Source organism: Blastocatellia bacterium, from assembly GCA_035275065.1.
Taxonomy (GTDB): Bacteria; Acidobacteriota; Blastocatellia; order UBA7656; family UBA7656; genus DATENM01.
On record DATENM010000054.1, the window covers coordinates 244,169 to 265,506 of the forward strand.

21 protein-coding genes are annotated in these 21,338 nt (G+C 55.8%); 13 read left to right on the forward strand and 8 right to left on the reverse strand.

Going from position 1 to position 21,338, the window contains the following annotated elements; genetic code table 11:
* Nucleotides 1-14 precede the first annotated feature (14 nt).
* Nucleotides 15-1,115 (reverse strand): tetratricopeptide repeat protein, encoded by a 1,101-nt coding sequence (locus VJ464_12350; protein ID HKQ05918.1) that lies wholly within the window; start codon nucleotides 1,113-1,115, stop codon nucleotides 15-17.
* 221 nt (nucleotides 1,116-1,336) lie between these two features.
* Nucleotides 1,337-1,975 (reverse strand): DUF1287 domain-containing protein, encoded by a 639-nt coding sequence (locus tag VJ464_12355; GenBank protein ID HKQ05919.1) that lies wholly within the window; start codon nucleotides 1,973-1,975, stop codon nucleotides 1,337-1,339.
* Between VJ464_12355 and VJ464_12360 the strand changes: the two genes are divergently transcribed.
* Together VJ464_12360 and VJ464_12365 are read left to right on the forward strand one after the other, a co-directional pair.
* A complete protein-coding gene (locus VJ464_12360) occupies nucleotides 1,967-2,191 on the forward strand; it encodes a hypothetical protein (GenBank protein HKQ05920.1) in 225 nt (74 codons plus the stop codon). The two genes, VJ464_12355 and VJ464_12360, sit on opposite strands and share 9 nt — an antisense overlap.
* Before the next feature lie 179 nt (nucleotides 2,192-2,370).
* Nucleotides 2,371-2,694 (forward strand): hypothetical protein, encoded by a 324-nt coding sequence (locus VJ464_12365; protein HKQ05921.1) that lies wholly within the window; start codon nucleotides 2,371-2,373, stop codon nucleotides 2,692-2,694.
* Between the two features lie 118 nt (nucleotides 2,695-2,812).
* Here VJ464_12365 and VJ464_12370 read toward each other — a convergent pair whose 3' ends face one another.
* A complete protein-coding gene (locus tag VJ464_12370) occupies nucleotides 2,813-3,091 on the reverse strand; it encodes a hypothetical protein (GenBank protein ID HKQ05922.1) in 279 nt (92 codons plus the stop codon).
* 419 nt (nucleotides 3,092-3,510) lie between these two features.
* Here VJ464_12370 and VJ464_12375 point away from each other — a divergent pair, with 419 nt between their 5' ends.
* The 3 genes from VJ464_12375 (at nucleotide 3,511) to VJ464_12385 (ending at nucleotide 5,464) form a co-directional block, all read left to right on the forward strand.
* Nucleotides 3,511-4,224 (forward strand): OmpA family protein, encoded by a 714-nt coding sequence (locus tag VJ464_12375; protein ID HKQ05923.1) that lies wholly within the window; start codon nucleotides 3,511-3,513, stop codon nucleotides 4,222-4,224.
* Between the two features lie 225 nt (nucleotides 4,225-4,449).
* Nucleotides 4,450-4,974, forward strand: coding sequence for an NUDIX hydrolase (locus VJ464_12380; protein HKQ05924.1), 525 nt, complete (start codon nucleotides 4,450-4,452; stop codon nucleotides 4,972-4,974).
* A 1-nt stretch (nucleotide 4,975) separates the two neighbouring features.
* Nucleotides 4,976-5,464 carry a tRNA (cytidine(34)-2'-O)-methyltransferase gene (locus VJ464_12385; GenBank protein ID HKQ05925.1) on the forward strand — a complete coding sequence of 163 codons (489 nt, stop codon included), beginning with the start codon at nucleotides 4,976-4,978 and terminating at the stop codon, nucleotides 5,462-5,464.
* A 92-nt stretch (nucleotides 5,465-5,556) separates the two neighbouring features.
* On the opposite strand, the gene VJ464_12390 is transcribed toward VJ464_12385, so the two are convergent.
* Entirely contained in the window at nucleotides 5,557-6,693 is a 1,137-nt protein-coding gene (locus VJ464_12390; GenBank protein ID HKQ05926.1) for a M48 family metallopeptidase, read from the reverse strand.
* Nucleotides 6,694-6,902: 209 nt separating this feature from the next.
* Here VJ464_12390 and VJ464_12395 point away from each other — a divergent pair, with 209 nt between their 5' ends.
* Nucleotides 6,903-7,784 carry a DUF2520 domain-containing protein gene (locus VJ464_12395; protein HKQ05927.1) on the forward strand — a complete coding sequence of 294 codons (882 nt, stop codon included), beginning with the start codon at nucleotides 6,903-6,905 and terminating at the stop codon, nucleotides 7,782-7,784.
* A gap of 48 nt (nucleotides 7,785-7,832) precedes the next feature.
* On the opposite strand, the gene VJ464_12400 is transcribed toward VJ464_12395, so the two are convergent.
* From VJ464_12400 to VJ464_12415, 4 genes are all read right to left on the reverse strand, one after another.
* Nucleotides 7,833-9,188 (reverse strand): pentapeptide repeat-containing protein, encoded by a 1,356-nt coding sequence (locus tag VJ464_12400; protein ID HKQ05928.1) that lies wholly within the window; start codon nucleotides 9,186-9,188, stop codon nucleotides 7,833-7,835.
* 337 nt (nucleotides 9,189-9,525) lie between these two features.
* Complete coding sequence (locus VJ464_12405) at nucleotides 9,526-10,266, reverse strand: hypothetical protein (GenBank protein HKQ05929.1); 741 nt, start codon at nucleotides 10,264-10,266, stop codon at nucleotides 9,526-9,528.
* A 306-nt stretch (nucleotides 10,267-10,572) separates the two neighbouring features.
* Nucleotides 10,573-11,430 carry a ParB/RepB/Spo0J family partition protein gene (locus VJ464_12410; protein ID HKQ05930.1) on the reverse strand — a complete coding sequence of 286 codons (858 nt, stop codon included), beginning with the start codon at nucleotides 11,428-11,430 and terminating at the stop codon, nucleotides 10,573-10,575.
* Nucleotides 11,399-12,181, reverse strand: coding sequence for a ParA family protein (locus tag VJ464_12415; GenBank protein ID HKQ05931.1), 783 nt, complete (start codon nucleotides 12,179-12,181; stop codon nucleotides 11,399-11,401). Before VJ464_12415 ends, VJ464_12410 begins: the two co-directional genes overlap by 32 nt.
* Nucleotides 12,182-12,544: 363 nt before the next feature.
* Between VJ464_12415 and atpD the strand changes: the two genes are divergently transcribed.
* From atpD to VJ464_12450, 7 genes are all read left to right on the forward strand, one after another.
* On the forward strand, nucleotides 12,545-14,035 hold the full coding sequence (gene atpD, locus VJ464_12420; protein ID HKQ05932.1) for a F0F1 ATP synthase subunit beta: 1,491 nt from the start codon (nucleotides 12,545-12,547) through the stop codon (nucleotides 14,033-14,035).
* A 94-nt stretch (nucleotides 14,036-14,129) separates the two neighbouring features.
* Nucleotides 14,130-14,546, forward strand: coding sequence for an ATP synthase F1 subunit epsilon (gene atpC / locus VJ464_12425; GenBank protein ID HKQ05933.1), 417 nt, complete (start codon nucleotides 14,130-14,132; stop codon nucleotides 14,544-14,546).
* Nucleotides 14,547-14,800: 254 nt separating this feature from the next.
* The gene (dnaA, locus tag VJ464_12430; GenBank protein ID HKQ05934.1) at nucleotides 14,801-16,174 is read left to right on the forward strand and encodes a chromosomal replication initiator protein DnaA; all 1,374 of its coding nucleotides are present in this window, start codon (nucleotides 14,801-14,803) and stop codon (nucleotides 16,172-16,174) included.
* 281 nt (nucleotides 16,175-16,455) lie between these two features.
* Complete coding sequence (gene dnaN, locus VJ464_12435) at nucleotides 16,456-17,553, forward strand: DNA polymerase III subunit beta (protein ID HKQ05935.1); 1,098 nt, start codon at nucleotides 16,456-16,458, stop codon at nucleotides 17,551-17,553.
* A 47-nt stretch (nucleotides 17,554-17,600) separates the two neighbouring features.
* Complete coding sequence (locus VJ464_12440; GenBank protein ID HKQ05936.1) at nucleotides 17,601-18,311, forward strand: response regulator transcription factor; 711 nt, start codon at nucleotides 17,601-17,603, stop codon at nucleotides 18,309-18,311.
* A gap of 156 nt (nucleotides 18,312-18,467) precedes the next feature.
* Nucleotides 18,468-19,451, forward strand: a complete 984-nt coding sequence (locus VJ464_12445) for an NAD(P)-binding domain-containing protein (GenBank protein HKQ05937.1) — start codon at nucleotides 18,468-18,470, stop codon at nucleotides 19,449-19,451.
* 44 nt (nucleotides 19,452-19,495) lie between these two features.
* The gene (locus VJ464_12450; GenBank protein HKQ05938.1) at nucleotides 19,496-21,283 is read left to right on the forward strand and encodes a PEGA domain-containing protein; all 1,788 of its coding nucleotides are present in this window, start codon (nucleotides 19,496-19,498) and stop codon (nucleotides 21,281-21,283) included.
* Nucleotides 21,284-21,338 lie beyond the last annotated feature (55 nt).

Consider the following 21,338-nt stretch of genomic DNA (forward strand, 5'->3'; position numbering starts at 1 on the left):
CTTCCGTCCCCGCTTCAGGGCCGTTGCGAGGCCAGTGCGCGCACGCGCTCGACGCTGGTTTTAATGGCCGGATCACCCGTCGCCGCAAACGCCTTCTCGTAAATCCGCAATGCCTGCTGATACTGCTTGTCGCTCTCGTAGACATACCCCAGCTCTGACAGCGCCGCGACGGAATCGGGCAACAACTGAATGGTGATCTCCAGGGCTTCCATCGCCTTGCGCAGCTGGCCGCTGCGCGATAGCGCAATGCCATAAAAGAGCCACGCCTGCCCGTTGTCGGTGTTGGCCCTGGCGATCCTTTCCAGCGGCGCGACCGCCTTGTCAAATTGTCGCAGGCTGAAATAGGCGCGGCCCAGAACCCCCGCCGTCTTTTCATCGTCACGCAGGGCGCGCAACTTTTCGCCGACTTCCGCCGCCTCTTGCCATAAAGCATTGGCGTTGGTCTTGCGCGCTTTGCGAATCAGGCTCTCCGCTAACAAGTCGGCAGCCGCGATCTCTTCGGGGTTGGCTTTGAGGGCTTCGCGCAAGGCGGCGATGGCGCGGTCGTCGTCTTCGCGCTTGAAGTAGATCGCGCCGAGATAGTAATAGCTCACACCGGCGTCTTTTGTCTTTTCCGAGGTACCGCCCTTGCTGCTCGCCGCCGCGAACGCTGCCTCCGCTTCATCAAAGCGAGCCAGCTCATAGTAAGCTCGCCCGAGCGCCATGCGCGCGGCGGCATCCACCTCGCGCTTGGCGTTGGTGTTCAGCTCGACGTAACGCTTGAGCGGTTCGATGGCCTTTTCGTAACGCCCCGCCAGGTAGTGCGAGATGCCTATGGTGTACCACGCGCCGGCGATCTCGGCGCTTGCCGGCGCCTGCACATCGAGAAGGTCGAGGGCGCGCGTCATCGGCGTTTCGACGCGGTCGTAATGCTTCAGCTTATACTCGCAGAGGCCGATGTAATACCACGCCCCTGCGGCGTCTGGGCGGTCGGTGATCAGGTCTTGAAACTCGGCGAGCGCCGCCGCATAGTCGCCTTTGTTATAAAGCGCGACGCCGCGCTCCCAATCCGAAGCCTCGGCGGTAGCAATCATCAGCGCCACCAATAATAGTGCCGCGCACACCTTGTTAAGCATCGCTCGCATCGTCAAAACATTATGGCATGAGCCGTAATCTCTGTCGAACAGCGGCCCTCGGCAATGGGTGATTTCAGGCGTAGCTTCTTGACAGTCGGCAAGCAAACCGGTTAGGCTGACGATGTTCGAAACATCTCATACCTTGGGCCGGGCTCCCCCACTTGCCACGCAGGACGGCCATTTTGTTTTCCCTCAATCATTCCGTTGAGAAATTGCGCGCTTCAGAAATAGCGGTAGTGGCCAATCTGTCGCCAGGCGAAAAGGACGTCTTCGAGCCGCGCCCCCGCGCCGATGTTATGGACGACATAGTAGCGCTCGCCGTCGCGCGCCCGCCGGTTGACGACGATGCCGATATGCGTTTGCCCGCCGCCCAGGTCCCAGGCCACGACATCACCCGGCTCGTAATCCTTTGCGCGCTCGGTGATCGGCAGCGACTTGCCCCGCCGCTTGAAGTAGGTCATTAGGTTCGGCACGCGGCGGTGATCAATGTTCGTGTCGGGCGCTTTCAACCCCCAGCGATTCGGATAGGCCGCAAAGTTGCGCGCCATGTCTTCGTGAACTTCCTTCTGCAAATCCACGCCGCCTTTGCGAAAGGCGCGAACGATGACGTCGGCGCAGACGCCGCGCTCGATGGGTAGATCACCGCCCGGATAGGCGAGCTTCATGTAAGCTGGATCATAGACGGTCGTCTGTGTGGTCTGCTCAAGCGCGCTTTCGATGATGGGCCGCAGCGCCGGTCTGACTTCGACGCTTAAGGACTGCGCGTAGTCGGCCCGCATGGCTTTCGGCGCGCAAGCCGCCGCGATCATTACGCTCACGGCGAGCAAGAAGGCTGGGAGAGTGCGAAACAGTTGCGTCATCGTTCACCGTTGATTGTGAAATTCGCCCGGGATCACCCCTTTCAACTCGGCGGCTTAAAGATGCACGCCGGCGGCGGCGCGTTGTTCCGCTTGCCGCGCGGCGAAGATTTTTCCAGACTGCCGGCGGCACGCAGCGCTCTTAACCATATCGCCAGCGCGACGGTTTGGCCACGCTTCGGCGCGGCAGACCGTTTTGGTATGGCGGAATTCGCATAACCAATGTGTCCTCCGTTCAATGACGGCGGTGTGCTTCGATGACTTCGCGGTCGGCAAAGCGCACCGCCTTTTTTCATGGCCGCATAAATTTTTCACAACAATTTCTCAAACCTTCGGGCGGCGCTCGCTGTCTTATCCAGTATCAGCGGACTGCTTCGGGGAAACCGAAGGGAGAACGTATGAAGAAGATTGTCAGTCTTATGTCAGCAGCGTTGCTCATTGCCGGGCTCGGCGTCACGGCGCTTGCGGGCCCGCCTTATATTAACCGGCGCGAGCGTCAAGAACAGCAGCGCATTCGCCAGGGTATGCGCAGCGGCGAGCTGACGCGCCGCGAGGCGGCGCACCTCGAAGCCGAGCAAGGAAGAATCCGCGGCTATGAATGGTATGCCAGGTCAGACGGTCACGTCAGCCGCGTCGAGCGTCGCCACCTCGACCGCATGCTCGATCACGCCAGCCGTGACATCTATCGTCAGAAGCACGATGGTCAGGACCGCCTTCCATAATTATCACGGGTATGCTCGGCGTTGACTTGGCGCCCTCAGGTTGCGCCCGGTCAGCGTTGCGCATAGACTTCACGGCGCGGCTGATGAATCCTTGTTCAGCCGCGCTTCACCAACAACTCTATTTCAATCCATTCAGGAGGATCGCATGAGGAAGATCGTTAGTGTGATATTGATCACCGTTTTCGCGCTTGGCTTGAGCATTGCCGCCTCGGCGCAGAACACGCCGCGCGTTGACCAGCGCGAGCATCGTCAGCAACGGCGCATCCGTCATGGCGTGCGCAGCGGTGAACTGACTAAGAGAGAAGCTCACCGTCTCCGCCGGCAGCAGCGCGTGACCCGCGCCGAAGAACGTGCCGCCAAAGCTGACGGCAAAGTGACGAGGCGCGAGCGCCGGCACTTGAACCGCCGCGAGAATCGCACCAGCCGTCGCATCTACAGACAGAAACACGATCAGCAGAAGCGTAATCCTTAAGTCCGCATCTCACTCCATCGCGAAGGCTTGCCGCGCGCCGTTGATAGCAACGCGCAGCAAGCCTTCATCATTTGTGCGCCGTGGAAATTCTTACACGCCGCGGCGGTAATCTTTACTTGTGGCGCGCGCGGGCAGGCACGTTAGCGGCTTTATTTGCTCGATTTTGCGCGCCGCATAGATCGGCACGCTCGTTGCAGAAGCAACCGTGGGGCAGAGATACGGGTGATGGAATATCATTTCCGGTCTCTATTTGCGGTTGCCGGGGTGAGGACGGCAACCACAATTGGCGATGCGGAGTCAGCTCCGCATCGCCAATTATCTTTGAGCTAGTGAGAGATTTAACGATGAAGATGAAAGTCGCAGGCTTATTTACTTTGAGCATTTTATTAACCCTCGGTTCGGTCGGCTGCGCGACCAAGAAATATGCTCGCAACCGCATCAACGAACGCATGACGCCGCTCGAACAGCGCGCCGGCTCCCTTGAAGAAACGTCACGTCGCAACACCCAGGACATCGGTCAACTCGGCACCGACGTTAACGACGTTCGCGGTCGCGCCGACCGGGCGCAGTCGCAAGCCGACACGGCGCTGTCGCGGGCTAACGAAGCCAACACGCGCGCCAATTCTGCTGACCAGTCGGTAAGCGATCTGCGCAACAACGTTGACAAGTACAGCGTGCAAAATACCGCGTCGGTCAATTTCAAGTTCGACAGCTACCAGCTCACCCCCGATGCCAGAGCCGCGCTCGATCAACTGGCGGCGCAGATCAAAGACCGCCAGAACTTTGTCCTCGAAATCGAAGGCTTCGCCGATGCGACCGGCAGCGATCAATACAACAACCAGTTGACGCAGAAGCGCGCCAACGCCGTACAGCGTTACCTTGCCGAACAGCACAACATTCCTTTGTTCCGCATGCGCATTCTCGGCTTTGGCGAAGTTCGCCCGGTGGCCGACAATACCACGCGGGCTGGCCGTGCCCAGAATCGCCGCGTCGAGATTCGCCTGCTGACGCGCAGCATCAGTGGCGAAGGCACACGGTCGGCGGCGTCGCACGAATAGGTTTTCATCTACGTCGAGTCGAACGATTGAACCATAGCTAGAACCAACTGCCCTCGATCATCAACACTGCCTCCGAAGAAGGCGGGCCGCGCGGCCCGCCTATTTATTTCTTTCCGCGTTGCCATTCGTCCGGCCCCACTTGACGCCCACCACAAGAACCTTTAAGAAGAATTCTGTCTTGATGGACGCTTGTCAGGCATCGAGCAAAACTTATTCGAGGTGATCGTGACCACAGCCAACAAGAAAAGCCGCAAGGCGGCATCCGACAAATCAGATGCCAAACAGGCCGCTTCGAAGAAACCATATTGCTATGAATACCCGCGCCCCGCGGTGACCGTGGACGTGATTCTGTTTTGCCGCGCCGGTGAACGCCTTGAGGTGATGTTGATCAAACGGGCGCGTGAGCCGTTCAAAGGCGACTGGGCCTTTCCCGGCGGTTTTGTTGATCAAAACGAAGCGCTGGAACAGGCCGCGGCGCGCGAGTTGAAAGAAGAGACCGGATTGGAAGGCGTTCGCCTTGAACAACTCGGCGCTTTCGGCGACCCGGGCCGCGACCCGCGCAGCCACACCATCAGCATCGTCTTCATCGGCCTGCTCGATAGCCGTGTCCAGGCCACCGGAGCCGATGACGCCGACGAGGCGCGCTGGCATTCAGCCTCGCGTCCGCCGCGCCTCGCTTTTGACCACAAGGCCATTCTGCGTCAGGCGCTCAAGCGCATTTCCGATGCTGACCGTCAGGGTAAAAAGTAAGGTGAGCTACACTCCCAACACCGGCGACATTCACAGCTCAAGGTTGCACGTGGCGTTGATCGAGCCCGAGATTCCGCCGAATACCGGCAACATCGCGCGGCTATGCGCCGCCACCTACACGCCGCTGCACCTGGTCGGCAAGCTCGGCTTTCGCACCGACGAAAAAGCCGTGCGCCGTGCCGGGCTCGATTACTGGAGCGAGGTCGAGATTCGCTATCACATGGATGTCGAGGCGCTCTATGCTTCCCTGCCCCAATGCCGGTTCCTTTACCTTTCAACCAAAGGCGAGCGCCGCTATACAGACTTCCAGTTCGCGCCGAATGATTGTCTGGTCTTTGGCCGCGAGACGCGCGGGCTGCCCGAAGATTTGCTGCGCGCCAACTGGGAGCGCTGCCTGACCATCCCGATGCCCAACCGTCAGGTGCGCTCGCTCAACCTCGCCACCTCGGTCGGCATCGTACTGTACGAAGCCCTCCGGCAGATCGCCTGACCGCCGCGTTGATCGCCACAAAACAAATCGGGCTGACCGTGTTATTCAAGTCACGGTCAGCCCGCAGATTACGGAGGAGTGATGAGATACGTTTAAGGTTTCTTTTCGGCGTCAGGCGGCTTGCCGTCGCTGTCACGGCGCTTCAACACAGGCCGGTCTTTCGGCGTCTCGGTGGTGGTTGGCGAATCAGGCGACGTCTGGTCATCGGTGCCATCCTTGCGCCGCTTGAGCGTAGGCCGCTTCGGGCCGGTGTCGCGGTTGCCCGAGCCGTCGAGGACGCGCGCATTGGTCACCGCCAGCAAGCGCGATTTCGCCCGCAGGAAATCCGACGAGGTGATCATATATTCGTCGCGGTCTGGGAAGCGCACCAGCAGGTCATGAACTTTCGTAATGCGGTCGGGCGTCGGCGGATGTGTGCCGAAGAGTTTCGACAGGGTTCCCGGCTTGCCCTTCTCTTTCTTCTCCAGCTTCTCGAAGAAGGTCAAAAAATTGTTAGGATCATAGCCCGACGCCCACAGATATTCGGCTCCCAGTTTATCGGCTTCGGCCTCGGCGCCGCGCGTAAACTTCAAGAACGCCAGCGGCACGCCTATCTGATAGGCCTCGTAGGCCAGATAGCCGAGACCGCCGGTCACGAAGATCAAGGGGATGAAGGCGATGTTCGCCAGCGTACCCTTCGACGCCTGCTCGACGCCATGGCGCGCCGCGACGTGCGCAATCTCGTGCGCCATCACGCCGGCGAGCTCCGATTCGCTATCGGCGGCAAGGATCGCTCCCTTGTTGACGTAGAGGAAGCCGCCGGGCAAAGCGAAGGCGTTGACGTCATCGGAATCGAGAACCTTGATCGTGAAGGGTATCTTGGCGTCTGAATGAAGCGCGATGTTTTGGCCGACGCGGTTGACGTACTCGGTGATGATGGGATCGTCAATGAACTTGCCTTGCTGATCGACCTGCGCCGCCATGCGACGTCCGAGGGCAACTTCCTTATCAAGCGAATAGAAATTGATCTGCCGCTTGTTGATGTTGCGCTTGCCGATCAAACGCGGGTCTTCATCCTCATCGAGCTTACCTTTGTTCGCTGCCGCCGCCGGCTGTTGCACAGTCGGCTTGTCATCGGCTTTCTTTGTGTCTTTCGGATCTTTCTTATCGTCGGCAAACAGCGCCGACGGCAAGCCGATCAACGCCGTCAGCAGCAAGACGGTGACGCGCTTCAAGAGATTTATTTTCATTTGGAAGGACTCCTACCGGAAAGAACTTCTCATCTCTGGCACGGGCCAGTTTCCTGACACCAAGAGTCTAACATAATGCCTTGGCGTAGGGAAAGCGCGGCAAGGATGACTAGAGACCGCCGAGAGCATGAGACCGCCGAGAGCATTTGCCGCTGCCTCGCACCCACCTTTATGATCGATGCGACGGCACGAATCGAGCTTATCAAAGCATGAAAAAGCCATTGAAACTATCGCTCATCGGCGCGGGTCGCGTGGGACAGACGCTCGGTCATCTGGGATATCAGGCCGAGTACACCATCGCTGACGTTGTCTGTCGCTCGCGGCGAAGCGCAATAACCGCTGCCCGCCTCATCGGCGCGGGCAGGCCGCAAGCGGCATCGGGCGCACATCTGCAAGCAGCAGACATCGTGTTTATCGCCACGCCGGACGACCGCATCGGCGAAGCGATGGAGTTGATAGCCGAGAACGCCGGGCGTATCGAGCGCGCCGCCGTCTTGCACACCAGCGGGGCGCTTTCGAGCACAGATATTGCCGCATTGCGCCCACTGAATTTTGCGGTCGGCTCGTGCCATCCGCTGCAAACCTTTGAAAGTCCGCGGCAGGCGATCAAGGTGATGCGGCAGAGCCACTTTTGCGTTGAAGGCGATCCGCGGGCAGTGCGCGCGGCGCGCACGTTTGTACGACGAATCGGCGCTCAAGCGTTTGAGATTCCGACAGCGATGAAACCGCTTTACCATGCCGCCGCGGTCATGGCCAGCGGCGGCGTCACCGCCTTGTTAAGCGCCAGCCTTGACGCCTTGCGGCATTGCGGCCTGGATGAAGCGACGGCTCGCCGTGTGCTGTTGCCTTTGAGCGAAGCGACATTAGCCAATGTGCGCGCGGTCGGCCCGCGGCGTGCGCTCACCGGACCGGTGCGGCGCGGCGATGCCGGCACAGTACAGCGGAACCTCACGGCGCTCGCCGCCATCGATTCGCAATGGCTTGCCCTTTATCGTCTGCTCGCGGCGCAGAGCTTAAACCTGATCGAACCGCAAATGGATCGCGCCATCCTCGCTACCCTGCAACGCTTGCTGAAAGATAACGGCCATTGATCACCGAGAAGGATCGGTAGTAAGGAATTCTGGCTTTCGTATGCCAGCCTACGGACTGCTGATGGGGGTCCGGTTGCGGCGCAGGTCATCCGTGACGAAGTGACCGCGTATCAAGTCGATGCCGAGGGTCGCGCCATGCGGCGGGCGTAAGGTGAGCGTCGGATTTGACGTCGCTTCGAGCCATATCCGCCGGTGGCCCGTCAACACCAGCACCGCTTTATCGCTCGTCCAGAAGCTCGTGCGTTGCAGCAATTCGACGCGCGACGCCAGCAGTTGCAGCGGATAATCAAATTCAGAAGAGGTCGCTTGCGCAGATTGTGCAGCCGGAGTAAAGGGCGACGATAACGCGTCCTCACTCTCTCGATCATTGCGGTCTGCGACTGCCGCCGCCAGCTTCTCGAATAATTCAATCGAGCCTTTGCCGATGATGTCGGCGAACGCGGACAGGTAAGCGGCCAGGCTCATCTCATTTTCGGATTCGAGATAAAGCGCCGACGAGCTGAGTCCTTGATGAATGCCTTTGAGTCGCACATCGGCCTGGGCCGGATGGGTGATTTGGAACTCGCAGAGGTGCGCGAGAATCACCGCCCACGCCTCATCGCCGATGCGCCCTTCGATCAAGACTTGCGCCATCGGCTTGCCGATAATACCAAGAAACGCCTCTTCTAGCAGTGCGCGGTCTTCGTTGTGATCGTCAATGCCGAGGTCTACCCAATCGGCCCAGGCATCATCGAGCTTGACGCCGGCAAATTGAATGTCGCGCAGCTTCGCGCCCGTAAGATTACAGCCGCGCAAGATCGCTCCAGAAAGATTCGCGCCACGCAGATTGGCGCGCGTCATGGTGCTGGCCGAAAGGTTGGCGCCGGTCAGATTGGCGCCCTGCAAACAACAGCCGTCGAGCCGAACGCCTGATAGATCGGTGTAAGACAGGTCAACACCTTCGAGCATGGCGCCAGATAAATTCGCTCCCGCCATCTGCGCCATGCGAACGTAGGCAGTTGAAAGATTGGCGCCCGTCAGATCGGTTTCGTTAAGGAAGGTGCCGACAAGGTACGCGCCGACCAGTTCGGCACATTGCAGGTTCGCGCCGGTCAGGTCTGCGCCACTGAGATCAGCCCGGCTCAGGTCCGCGCCGATGAGCGACGCGCCAATGAGGCTGGCTTCAACGAGGTTAGCACCGACCAGGTTGACTTCGTTGAGCCCGGCGCCGCTCAGAAAGCAGCCCGTCAACCGCGCATCGCGCAAGTCGGCGCGTGACATATCGGCCATGCGCAGGTTGGCTTCGACAAAGTCCGCGCGCGGCAAAACCAGAGCCGAAAGATCTGCGCGCACCAGATTCATGCCGCGCAGGCTTTCGCCGCAAGCAACGCGGTCTAGGATTTCTCCTCTGGAAAGCTGAGGCATGACGGTACTCGGCCAAGGCTCGCGGGGTATAGGGGCAGACGGAGAGCGAGGGATCTAGCGCCTAGAGGCCAAGCAAATCAAATCGGCTGAATGTGGGCGGCGCACGAACCCCTCTGGCTGATCCACGGACCAATGTTAGCCGCAGATCGCAAGCGAGTAAATACTAATCTGGTCACGAAACGTGGAATGCAGCGCAGGTAAGCAGCATTACAGCAAATGGCCGATAAAGGCGCGAAATCGCTGCCCTACTGAGTCATTAAGCGCAACGCGATTGGCCGAAAGCGGGACGATCTGCGGACTGAGTCGTCACTTCTCAGTCCGCAGATCGTGATCGGTACTACTTCTTCTTCGCTGACCACTTGCCGGTCATCTGCCCGGCAAAGTCGAAATCGCCGTTGATCTGGCCTTCCTTCACCGCTCCGGACATGGTGATGGAGCCCTGCGGCGTATCCAGGCTGAAGCTCAACTTATTGCCATCCCATTTGCCGTTGCTCAGGGTGGCGGTGCCCTGGTCGGACGTGGATGTGCCGGTGACCTTGTCGCCTTCAAGCTTAAGCTTAAGGGTGAAAGGAATCGTCATTCCGCCTGCATCCGCTGCCGCTTCCCAATCGCCCGAGACCGGGTCGCCAGTCGCCGCCTTTGGTGCGCCTGCTGGCGCAGCCGGGGTTGAGACTGCCGCAGGAGTTGAGCCTCCCGCTTTTTTCAGATCCAATGTGCCGCTTGCGCCACCGAGTTCCCATTTGCCAACGATTTTTTCGCCAGCGAGGGTGGCAGTAACCGTCCCCTCATTCCCACCGGCATCAAACTTTAACGTCAACTTGCCATCGGCGTAGCTGCCATCGGTGATGTTGGCCGGGCCTTGTGGCGTTTCAATCGTGCCCGTGAGCTTGCCACCATTATTTTTTAGATTGACCGTCAGCGGTATTTCGCCGAACGCTTCGCTCTTGGCGATGCCCTCGTACTTGCCTGAAATGTCGGCAGCCTTATCGTCCGCCGGGTTGTTAAATGATGCGGCGAGTGCGGTTGATGAAATCAACAGCGCCATCAAAAGCAATGCAAAAGTTTTTCGTAACTGCATGTCTCCGTCTCCTGGTTTGTAGTTTCGATTTTGAAATCAAGCCAATCTATAAATAGAAAATGACCAACCTTCAGAGCCATCTATTTATAACCCAAAACCGACGCGCATCAAAGCAATTTCAGTTATCTCTGCTGATACCGATACGCCGGCGAGCCCCTCTGCGGTTCAAGGAAACAGCTCGGTCTGTCTACAAAATGCGGAGATCAAGGAAACACTACGCGGCTGACAGCCTCTTGCGCTGTTGAATTAGCCAGGCCAAGCTACACGACAAGGGAAGATTTTGTAACTTAAACTACATTTTATAATTTATTGTCTTTGGATCAACAAGTCAAATAATCTCGATAGGTCCTCGCTCGATGAAAACTTTATTTCGATGACACCTCCTTCTTTAAGAAACTTTATCCGCGCCGGGGCGCCCATAGCTTTGCTCAGTTTTTGCTCGGCGGCCGCGATATTCGGGTCTCTTGGTTTTGTATCCAGAGGACGATCCGCGGCGTCGCCGGTCTTCATACCCTGAACATCCTTCACAAGCCTTTCTGTTTCACGGACGTTCAATGTCTTTTCAATGATTTCTATAGCAAGTCGAAGCTGCTCTTCAGCTGAATCGAGTGATAGTAACGCTCGCGCATGGCCCATCGAGAGTTTTTCTTCTTCAACTAATTGTTGAACATCCAAAGGCAATTTCAGCAGACGCAAGGCATTAGCAATTGTTGAGCGATCCTTGCCAACCCTTTTAGCTACCTCTTCCTGTGAAAGTGAGAGACCATCAACTAAACGCTTGTAAGCCGCTGCTTCTTCTATCGGGTTTAGGTCTTCTCTCTGTATATTTTCGATCAACGATATCTCTAAGAGGCTTTCGTCCGTCACTTCCCTGATCAGGCAAGGAATTTTCTGTAAACCGGCAATCTGGGCGGCTCTCCAACGTCGCTCGCCTGCGATGATTTGGAAGCGCTCGCCATCCCTGCGCGCTACAATCGGTTGGATGATGCCATTCTCTTTTATGGATTGAGCCAGCTCATTCAGCCTTTCCTCATTGAACATTTTGCGGGGCTGTGTATCGGTTGGATAAAGTAGATCTATATCCGCCTCAATCAGATCCGACTCTACGGTTTGCATCTGTGTGAAGAGCGCACTAAGCCCCCTGCCCAGAGCCTTTCTTGACATTATTGATAACCTCCTTTGCCAATCTGAGGTAGCTCTCTGCTCCCTTTGACTTGATGTCATACAGGACAATTGGCTTTCCATGGCTTGGAGCTTCTGCAAGTCTAACATTTCGTGGAATTATCGTGCTGAAGACTTGAGAACCCAAGAAATCTCTCAGGTCTGAAACGACCTGATTCGATAGATTCGTGCGTTCGTCAAACATCGTCAATAGGAATCCCTCAATCGTAAGACTTGGATTAAGTGTCCTTCTGATCTTCACCAGTGTATCCCATAATTCGGATACCCCCTCCAAGGCAAAGTATTCGCATTGGATCGGAATTAAGACTGAGTTTGCTGCGGCTAACGCGTTTAGTGTTAACAGGCCCAGGCTCGGCGGACAATCTATGAGGATATAATCGTATGAGTTCAGAAGCGACTCCAAGAGACGCCTCAGTCTAAATTCTCTTTGTTCTAAATCGACAAGTTCTATTTCAGCGGCAACGAGGATTTTCTCGGAAGGAACTATTTTTAGGTTAGGCAGTTCAGTTTGTAGGGCAATCGCCTCAATCGGTTCGTTCAAGACCAAACAGTGATAGAAACTCCTGCGAAATTTCCCCCTCTGTCCTAGCCCGCTTGTGCTATTGCCCTGTGGATCGGCATCGATGACCAGAACTCTCATATCAGCAACGGCGAGGCTGGCGGCGAGATTTATGGTTGTCGTGGTTTTACCCACTCCGCCTTTTTGGTTCGCTATTGCTATTATTCTTGCCATCAGAAGCTAAAATAACATAAAACTTCAAATCGGCAACTAAAAACCACCTTTATTCCCCGCCTCAACGACGCCTGGCAGCAATGGGTTTCACTAACGGACCCTTTTCTTAAAGAAACCAGTCATCGCAGATCAGCCATTAATCGTTTCACGTGAAACATCCTTTCGATCAGTCTAGCTAATGAGCAATAAGCGATAGATATGTTTCACGTGAAACGATAAAAGTTTCGCGGATAAATAAATAAATCGCTGGCAAAAGAGCCGCCAAACGTGGTATTTTTATCAACTTTAGGGGCTTGCTGAATTCTTGTCTATAGCCCGCACGAACGTCATAATGCGGATAGCTGAAAGCAAAAGGAGCGTGGAATGGCAAACGAGGGAAGAGTTGTCCAGGTCATCGGACCAGTCGTAGACGTCGAGTTTGAAGAATCTACACTTCCACCAATCTATCAGGCGCTCAACATCGTGAGCGACGGATTTGAGGTTCCGGAAGCAATCAATATCGTCGTTGAGGTTCAGCAACACTTGGGCGAAGGCCGCTGTCGCTGCGTAGCAATGGAGCCGACAGAAGGCCTAATCCGCGGAATGAAAGTTATCGACAAGGGAAGCCCGATAACCGTTCCGGTCGGCCCAGCGACCCTAGGAAGGGTGTTGAATGTGATTGGCCAGCCTGTAGACAAACTCGGTCCGGTTACGGCTAAAGAAGAATACCCAATCCACCGCCATGCCCCGACCTTTCAAGATCAAGCGACTGAGCTGGAGATGTTTGTTACTGGAATCAAGGTGATTGACCTGCTGGAGCCATTTCTTAGGGGCGGCAAAATCGGCCTCTTCGGCGGCGCCGGCGTCGGCAAAACCGTATTGATTATGGAACTCATCAATAATGTCGCCATGAAGCATGGTGGCTTTTCGGTATTTGGCGGCGTTGGCGAAAGGACTAGAGAAGGGAACGACTTGATCCGCGAAATGGTCGAATCCAAAGTGATTAACTATGGCCAGTCCTTTTATGATCATCTTGAGGAGACTGGCGGTTTTGATCTTGAGCATGTAGACAAGAAGGCTGTCTCAGAGTCCAAGGCGGCACTCGTATATGGCCAGATGACAGAACCACCCGGGGCACGTCTTCGTGTTGCCCTAACCGCATTGACGGTTGCAGAGTATTTTCGTGACGAAGCCGAAACCGATGTTCTTCTCTTTATTGACAACATTTTTAGGTTTACGCAGGCTGGATCAGAAGTTTCCGCACTACTTGGCCGAATGCCCTCGGCTGTAGGCTATCAGCCGACACTCGCAACCGAAATGGGCGAATTACAAGAACGAATCACCTCGACGAAGCGCGGCTCCATCACATCAGTCCAAGCGATTTATGTTCCGGCTGATGACTACACCGATCCAGCTCCCGCGACAACCTTTGCCCACCTCGATGCGGTATCGGCGCTATCGCGACAGATTGCCGAGCTAGGAATCTATCCCGCAGTTGATCCTCTGGCATCAACCTCGAGAATTCTCGACCCGCGTATCGTCGGCCAGGATCACTACGACGTTGCTCAGGCAGTGAAGCGGATTCTTCAGCGTTACAAGGACTTACAGGATATTATTGCGATCCTCGGCATTGATGAATTGTCAGAAGAGGACAAGCTAACCGTAGCGCGAGCCCGGAAAATCCAAAGATTCTTGTCGCAGCCTTTCCATGTTGCTGAGCAATTCACAGGACTAAAAGGCAAGTTTGTTCCATTGGAAGAAACGGTGCGCGGCTTCAAAGAACTGATATCCGGCAAATATGACGATCTGCCGGAGCAAGCATTCTTTCTTGTCGGCGGGATCGAGGAAGTCGTCGAGAAGGCGAAGAATATGTAATTTATCTAACATTACACTAATAAGGGTTAAAATGTTAGATCAAGCGGAAAGGGGTTGGTGGCCAGAGCAGGCCACCAACTAGAGGCGGAAAAATATGCCAGATACCCTTCACCTGGAAGTGGCCATTCCGGAACGCAAAGTCTTTGAGGCGAACATAGACCGTGTAGAAGTCCCCGGTTTAGATGGTGAACTTGGCATCCTGCCGGGCCATGCCGCCCTGATCTCGCAGCTCAAGCCAGCCGGGCTTCTCACTTATCATAGAGGCGATGAAAAAGGCGAAATTGCCATTAGCGATGGTTTTGTCGAAATCAGCGAGAACCGCGTAATCATTCTTGCCGACCGGGCTGCCCGACCGGAAGAAATAAATCTTACCGAAGCACTTAGACTAAAAGATTTGGCCGAACGTGAGCTGCAAAAAGCCCTCTCCGACCCGGATATGGATGTCAGCCGAGCGACCGTAGAACTTGAGCGGGCGTCAATCGCTCTCCAACTCGCTGAAAAATCACGCTGATCAAATAAACCTTTTAGTTTCAATAATTAACTACCTCTAGTGATGGACATCCGGCGTTTATTATAATATTCTGATTGGTCCGTTTTCCTACCAGGATTCGATTGAAAAGCAGGCCTACCTGTGATACTGTTTTCGAGTTTTGAAGGGGCGCTCCTTCATCGGAAAGAGCCAGAGAATGACCAGGGCATGCCTAGGGCCTAGGTAAAAAGCAAAGGTCCTGGCAAAGTCCACCTCCAAATAGATTGTGTTCAACTATGCAAGCCGACTTACTATCGTCAATTCTTTCCGCTATCTCGAAGCGGGTCAATCATCAGAGCTTTAATACCTGGTTCAAGCCAATCTCTAATGCAACGCGCGACGATTCGACAATTTATCTAAAAGTGCCGAATGAAATTTTTCGAGATTGGATCACTAATAATTATTTTGACGTGATCGAAGAATCGCTACAGGAATTGAATCTTGAGGATTACACGCTCGATTTTCTCGTCGAAGAACAGAAAACTCTAAATGGCAATGGCGATGGGACGACTTCGGCCATGCGGATTGCGCAGCAACCCGCTAAGGAGATTTCCAGTTTCGGCATCGCCAAGGTCATTGACCTTGAGCCCATTGAATTACCGCTTAATCCAAAGTACACCTTTGAAACCTTTGTCGTGGGCTCCTGCAATCAATTCGCCCATGCCGCCTCACTGGCTGTCGTTGATATGCCATCAAAAACTTACAATCCGCTTTATATTTATGGTGGCGTTGGGCTGGGCAAGACACATTTAATGCACGCCATCGGGCATTCGATCAAAGTCAGAAATAGTAATCTGCGTTTGACTTATATCTCGTCCGAAAAATTCATGAACGAATTGATCAACGCCATTCGTTATGACAAAACCATCACTTTTCGGGAGAAATATCGCAATATTGACGTCCTGCTAATGGACGACATTCAATTTCTGGCGGGCAAAGAGCGGACTCAGGAAGAGTTTTTTCACACCTTCAACGCGCTTTACGACGCCCAAAAACAGATCGTGATTTCGAGCGATTGCCCGCCGCGCGAGATTCCCACGCTCGAAGAGCGACTGCACTCCAGATTTGAATGGGGGCTGATCGCCGACATTCAACCGCCCGACCTGGAGACCAAGGTTGCCATCCTCAAGCGCAAGGCAGAGTTGGAAAAGATTGACTTGCCGGATAATGTTGCGCTGTTTATCGCCAGCAAAATTAAATCGAATATTCGTGAGCTTGAAGGATCACTGGTCAGACTCGTCGCCTACGCCTCGCTTAAGGGCCTGCCAATTGGCATTGAGCTGGCGCAGGATGTCTTAAAGAACATCATTGAAGAAGACTCGGACGGTATTACGATTGAATTGATTCAAAAGAAGGTCGCCAGTCATTATGGATTAAAGGTCAGCGACCTGAAATCGAAAAACAACTCCCGCAACATTGCCGGCCCGCGGCAGGTGGCGATGTACTTATGCAAGACTTTAACCAAGTCGAGCCTGCCGGAGATTGGCCGCGAGTTCGGCGGCAAGCACCATACGACCGTCCTGCACAGCATTAACAAAATTGCAGAGCTTTATGAGAGGGACACGGTTTTCCACAAGCTTATCAACAGCTTTATTGCTGAATTGAAATAACTTAGATACTTTTTCCACATGAGCAGGTTGTGGAGCCCTTGTGGAACCTGTTGAAAACTGTTGAAGTTACGAAAAGGGTCCACAGGGCATCGGGTTTTTGCACAGGTTTTGCACAGCGTTTTGCACAGCCATTTTTCGCTCTTTGCCATTAATTTTCAAGCATTTGCACTAGGGGTTCCACTTTTCCACAGGCCCTACTACTACTACTAGATCATGACATGATTTGAAAAACTAGAAATACTAGTAAAAGGCCAGAATCGAGGTGAATAATGCGTTTCAGTTTGAGTAAAGCATCGCTGCTGAGAGAATTGAATCTTTTACAAGGCGTCGTAGAGAAGAAGAACACTATTCCGATCCTTTCAAATGTCCTTATAGAGACGCTGGGCGAATCGCTGGTTTCGCTGATCGCTACAGACCTGGATGTGTCGCTGCAAACCGAGTGCGCGGCGGATGTCAGCCATCCCGGAGCCATTGTCTTGCAGGCGAGGAAACTCTTCGACATCGTTCGCAACTTGCCCGAGGCGGAGATCCATTTCTCTAAAGAGGATAACGACTGGGTGCGGATCAGTTGCGGAGCCGCCGAGTTTCGTATCGTCGGTCAAGCCAAAGAGCATTTCCCGTCCACACCGGGGCTGAAAGAAGGCGGCCAGATGATTCCGGCCAATGCGCTGCACGATTTGATCAGCCGAACGATTTACGCCATTACGCAGGAAGAGTCGCGCTATGCCCTCAACGGCGCCTTGTTGTTGCTGGCCGACGGTAAGTTACAGATGGTTGCGACCGATGGCCACCGCCTGGCGCTGGCCGCCTTTACCCTGGAAGGCACGACCGACGAACAGGTGCGCGTGATCATTCCTAAGAAAGCGCTTGGCGAATTGCTCAAGCTGACCGCAGGCGCCGAGGGCGCTCTCGTTTTCGCCAAGGATGAAAATCATCTTTACTTCAAGCTGGATCAGCGGCTGCTGACTTCGCGCATGCTGGCGGGCCAGTTCCCGAATTACGATCTGGTACTGCCCAAGAACAACGATAAGCTCATCCCACTGAACACCGAACGTTTTGCGCAGGCGATTCGTCGCGCCGCCTTGATGGCCGACGAGCGCAGCCACGGCATCAAGCTTGAGCTGAGCAGCGGCAAGATCAACCTGACCGCGCAGAGCGCTGACGTGGGCGAAGCGAAAGACGTCCTGCCGGTGGATTACAACGGCGAGACCGTCAGCATCGGCTTCAATGCGCAATACATCTCGGACTTTCTCGGCGTCGTCGGCACCGAGCAGATCACCCTGGAAATCAAGGATGAGCAGAGTCCGGCCTTGCTCAAACCGTCAGGTGACGGGCAATATGATTATCGTTATGTGGTCATGCCCATGCGGCTGATCTAAATTCTCAGCGATTTCGGGGTTGTGGCGCGCCGAAGGGTTCCCAGCCTATGCCGAACCTTCACGAGAAGCGGGTTCTCATCGTTGACGACAATAAGTCGATTCGCACGACGGTCGTAGACTACCTGCGCAGCAAAGGGTATGAGGTCATTGAAGCCGCCGATGGCATTCAGGGCCTCGACAAAGGGCTGTCAACGGCGCCGAGTCTGATTATCCTTGACGTTGTTATGCCCGGCATAGACGGCTTCAAGCTATGCCAGTTGTTTCGCGAGAAGGGCGTGACCGTGCCCATCATCATGCTGACCGAGAAGGCGACGATTGAAGATAAAGTCACCGGCTTCTCGTTCGGTGCCGATGATTATCTGGCGAAGCCCTTCAGTCCACTCGAACTTGAATTACGCATTCAGGCATTGTTGCGCCGTACCACCGGCGAGGCGCCGCCGCCGCCCGAAGCGAAGGTGCTCAAGCATGGTGAGCTTGAGATCGATCTGGAGCGCCACACCGTTAAAGAGGGCGACCGGGAGATCGGCCTGACGCCGATTGAGTTCAACATCCTCAAGCTGCTGGCCTCAAATCCCGGCTATGTCTACTCGCGCAACGACCTGCTCAGCGTCATCTGGGATACGGCATACGAAGGCTACAAGCGCAACATCGATCCGCACGTCAACCGGCTGAGGACGAAGCTCGAATTAAACCCGAAGCAGCCGAAGTACATTCTCACTGTTTGGGGCATCGGCTATAAGTTCAACGAGAGCCTTTAGCCGGAGCCGATATGGCCGGGTTCGGGCACCGACGACGAGTGCCGAAGCTGACTCGTTCCAGCCGCCTCACATTCAGCGCTCTCTGGATAGTTGCCAAGTTGATGCTCCCTGCCTGATACGCTATCCTTTTAGGAGATCGAAACTGGCGAGCAGTATATGCATGATCTGATTATTGTTGGCAGCGGCCCGGCAGGCTTATCGGCAGCCCTGGCCGCCAGAGGTTATCAACTTGATTGCCTGGTCCTTGAGCGCGGCGTGATCGGCGAAACGGTTTATCACTTTCCGATTGCCAGACCGTTGTTTTCGACCTCGAACGAAGTTGAGCTTGAAGCCGGCGCATTGCCACGAGATCGCAAGCCGACGCGCGAGGAGGTGCTGGCGCATTACACGCACCTGGTGATCCGCGAGCAACTCAACCTTCACACCGGCGAAGCGGTCGAAGCGATTCAGCGCATCGGCGAGGGCTTTGTCGTGCATACAGCGGCTGATGGCTATCACAGCCGCGCCGTGCTGGTCGCTACGGGCGGCTTTGGCCGCCAGCGCAAGCTGAACATCCCCGGCGAATGCCCGGAGCGCGTCTCCTACCAGTTTTCAGAAGCGCACCCGTTTGCGCTCAAGCGTGTGCTGGTCGTCGGTGGCGGGAACTCAGCCGCCGAAGCCGCCTTGTTTCTCGTAGACGCCGGCGCCCATGTGACATTGGCCATTCGCCGTCCCGCGCTCGACGCGCCTTCGCTCATGAGCGCCGCCAAGATCAAGCCCTGGGTGCGCGAGCCGCTTGAGCGCGCGCAGGCCGAAAGTCGTCTCGACATTCTCACCTCATCCGAAGTGGTCGAGATATTGCCTGATTCGGCCTTGTTGCAAATCCTCGACGGCGAAGCGCCGCGGCTGGTCCAGGTGCCGTGCGATCACCTGTTCGCCTTGATCGGCGCTGATCCGGATGTGCGCCTCCTCGAAGAAGCCGGGGCGGCCATTGCTGCCGACGGTCGGCCAGTCTATTCAGAGGATTTCGAAACGACGATTCCCGGTCTCTTCGTCGCGGGCCACCTGACCAGAGAGTTGCACATGAAAAAGGCCATCGAAGTCGGGAGCTTAGTCGTGAAGTACATTACGAATCGTCTTCTTGAGCCGGCTGCGGTTTGAGCCGGCGAAAGGCGTGGCCGTCGAGCCGCCAGTAGCGAAACACGATGTTGTCTAGCGAAGAACAATCAGCCAAGCGCGAAGTTGTCGAGACCGGTGCGAAAGCGGTCGCCGTCGGGGAAGGCCCTGTGGCTGGCACCCTGACGTCCGCGACGGCAACAGGCGCGGCGAGCCCTGTGCGAAGCAGGCGCGGCAGGACATGGCAACTTGGCTCGCGCTGGTGGATGCTGGCAGCGGGCTCGGCGCTGTTGCTGACGATGCTCACAATAGCCGCCGTTTATCTGCTGACCAGAAAACCTTCGACCATCGATCAGTTGATTATTTTAACCGTGCCTTCGGGCGCTAACGTCAAGCTCGATTCTAAAGATTACGGTCACACACCGGTCAAGCTGGAGCAACTGGTCGCCGGCACTTACACGCTGACGATTGAGAAAGAAAACTTCGAGCCGGTGACGGATCAGATTACGATCAACGATACGCAGACGCTGGAGTATAAGCTGAAAGTCTTGCCTTCGCCCGACGCCGTTGGCTCGTCCGAAGAAGTCATCAGAAGATTTCAAGATCGGGCGAACGAAGCACTGGCGCGCAATCAATACCTCATTCCTTATCTAGACAGCGCCTTTTATTTCGCGCAACAGATTGAACGGCTAGATGGGTCTAATGCGTTTGCTGCCGAGCTCTTTGAGCGCGTGCGCCGAACTGAGCTGCAAAACGCGCGTGAAGCCACCAACAGCAGCGACTTTGGCAAAGCCCGCGAGATCTATGATGCGTTGAGCGAGAAATATCCCGATAACGAAGAAGTGCGCGCTGCCGTCGCCAAGTTCGAGAATCAAATCTCGCAGCACCGCGGCGAAGTCGGTGATCTGGTAAAGAAAGCGACAGACGCTTTACAGGCCGGCAGCCTGGTCGAGCCGGAGCGCGCCAGTGCTTACTATTATGCGAGACGGGCGCTGGCCATTGACCGGCAGAACGCGCAGGCGCGCGCCGTTTTCACTCAGATCAAAACGACACTGACGGCGCGGGCCGAAGACGCCGACCGTCGCGGCGATGCGGATGCGGCGATCAAACAGTTCAAACGTCTCACGCAGCTCTTCCCGGATGACAAGGCTTTGCGTCAGCAGGCCCGCGACATGGAGGCCCAACACGCGGCGGAGATTGCCAGGCAGAACGACGCCGGCGCGCGCCGTGTGCAAGGACTCGACGCCTATGGTCGCGGCGAGTTTACCGCGGCGATTGCCGACCTTGAATTCGCAGTGGCCCACAACCGTGCGACCCCTGACGTTATCTTTGCGCTGGCCTACTCGTACATGAAGGGTGGCCATCTCGATCAAGCGGCCTCTTATTTCGGAAAGATTCAACCGTCGGGCGATGATCAGTACCGCTCAGCCATCGCCGCGCTCGGTGACATCGCGCGCGAGCGCGGCGATTATGCCGGGGCGCTCGAAAAATACAAGCAGGCGAAACAACTCGGCGGCAGCGCGCTTTATTCAATTGCCAAGCTTGACGACCGCATCGAGCAGATTGAAAAGCGCGAGCGCGCCAAGGCCGCCGAGCCTGTGCCCATCACGATACGCGCCAAACACATGCATGGCGGACTGATGGGCGGCTCGTGCAGCGGCACGCTGATGATCGGCACGACCGGCGTGCGCTACGAAGGCGGCGAGCACACGTTCTCGGCGAACCTGCTGTCGGCCGGCGTGCGCATCGCCAAGGATGAAATGGTGGTCAAGTTCCAGGACAAGAACGAAAAGTTCAAAGTGCCGCGCGCCGACGCCGAACGCTTCAATGAGGCCCTCTCGCGCTTCCAGCAATTCTACTCGCCGGCCAATAAATAAACGCTCAACGGCGAAAAACTACCTGAGCAGGGAATTGAATTAGAATTTTTTTATA

Excerpts from the sequence above, each read along its gene's own strand:
- VJ464_12350 (HKQ05918.1), bottom strand. The coding sequence starts at position 1,115 with ATGCTTAACAAGGTGTGCGCGGCACTATTATTGGTGGCGCTGATGATT.
- VJ464_12355 (HKQ05919.1), bottom strand. The coding sequence starts at position 1,975 with ATGACGCAACTGTTTCGCACTCTCCCAGCCTTCTTGCTCGCCGTGAGC.
- VJ464_12365 (HKQ05921.1), top strand. The coding sequence starts at position 2,371 with ATGAAGAAGATTGTCAGTCTTATGTCAGCAGCGTTGCTCATTGCCGGG.
- VJ464_12375 (HKQ05923.1), top strand. The coding sequence starts at position 3,511 with ATGAAGATGAAAGTCGCAGGCTTATTTACTTTGAGCATTTTATTAACC.
- VJ464_12390 (HKQ05926.1), bottom strand. The coding sequence starts at position 6,693 with ATGAAAATAAATCTCTTGAAGCGCGTCACCGTCTTGCTGCTGACGGCG.
- VJ464_12395 (HKQ05927.1), top strand. The coding sequence starts at position 6,903 with ATGAAAAAGCCATTGAAACTATCGCTCATCGGCGCGGGTCGCGTGGGA.
- VJ464_12400 (HKQ05928.1), bottom strand. The coding sequence starts at position 9,188 with ATGCCTCAGCTTTCCAGAGGAGAAATCCTAGACCGCGTTGCTTGCGGC.
- VJ464_12405 (HKQ05929.1), bottom strand. The coding sequence starts at position 10,266 with ATGCAGTTACGAAAAACTTTTGCATTGCTTTTGATGGCGCTGTTGATT.
- VJ464_12410 (HKQ05930.1), bottom strand. The coding sequence starts at position 11,430 with ATGTCAAGAAAGGCTCTGGGCAGGGGGCTTAGTGCGCTCTTCACACAG.
- VJ464_12415 (HKQ05931.1), bottom strand. The coding sequence starts at position 12,181 with ATGGCAAGAATAATAGCAATAGCGAACCAAAAAGGCGGAGTGGGTAAA.
- atpD (HKQ05932.1), top strand. The coding sequence starts at position 12,545 with ATGGCAAACGAGGGAAGAGTTGTCCAGGTCATCGGACCAGTCGTAGAC.
- atpC (HKQ05933.1), top strand. The coding sequence starts at position 14,130 with ATGCCAGATACCCTTCACCTGGAAGTGGCCATTCCGGAACGCAAAGTC.
- dnaA (HKQ05934.1), top strand. The coding sequence starts at position 14,801 with ATGCAAGCCGACTTACTATCGTCAATTCTTTCCGCTATCTCGAAGCGG.
- VJ464_12440 (HKQ05936.1), top strand. The coding sequence starts at position 17,601 with ATGCCGAACCTTCACGAGAAGCGGGTTCTCATCGTTGACGACAATAAG.
- VJ464_12445 (HKQ05937.1), top strand. The coding sequence starts at position 18,468 with ATGCATGATCTGATTATTGTTGGCAGCGGCCCGGCAGGCTTATCGGCA.
- VJ464_12450 (HKQ05938.1), top strand. The coding sequence starts at position 19,496 with ATGTTGTCTAGCGAAGAACAATCAGCCAAGCGCGAAGTTGTCGAGACC.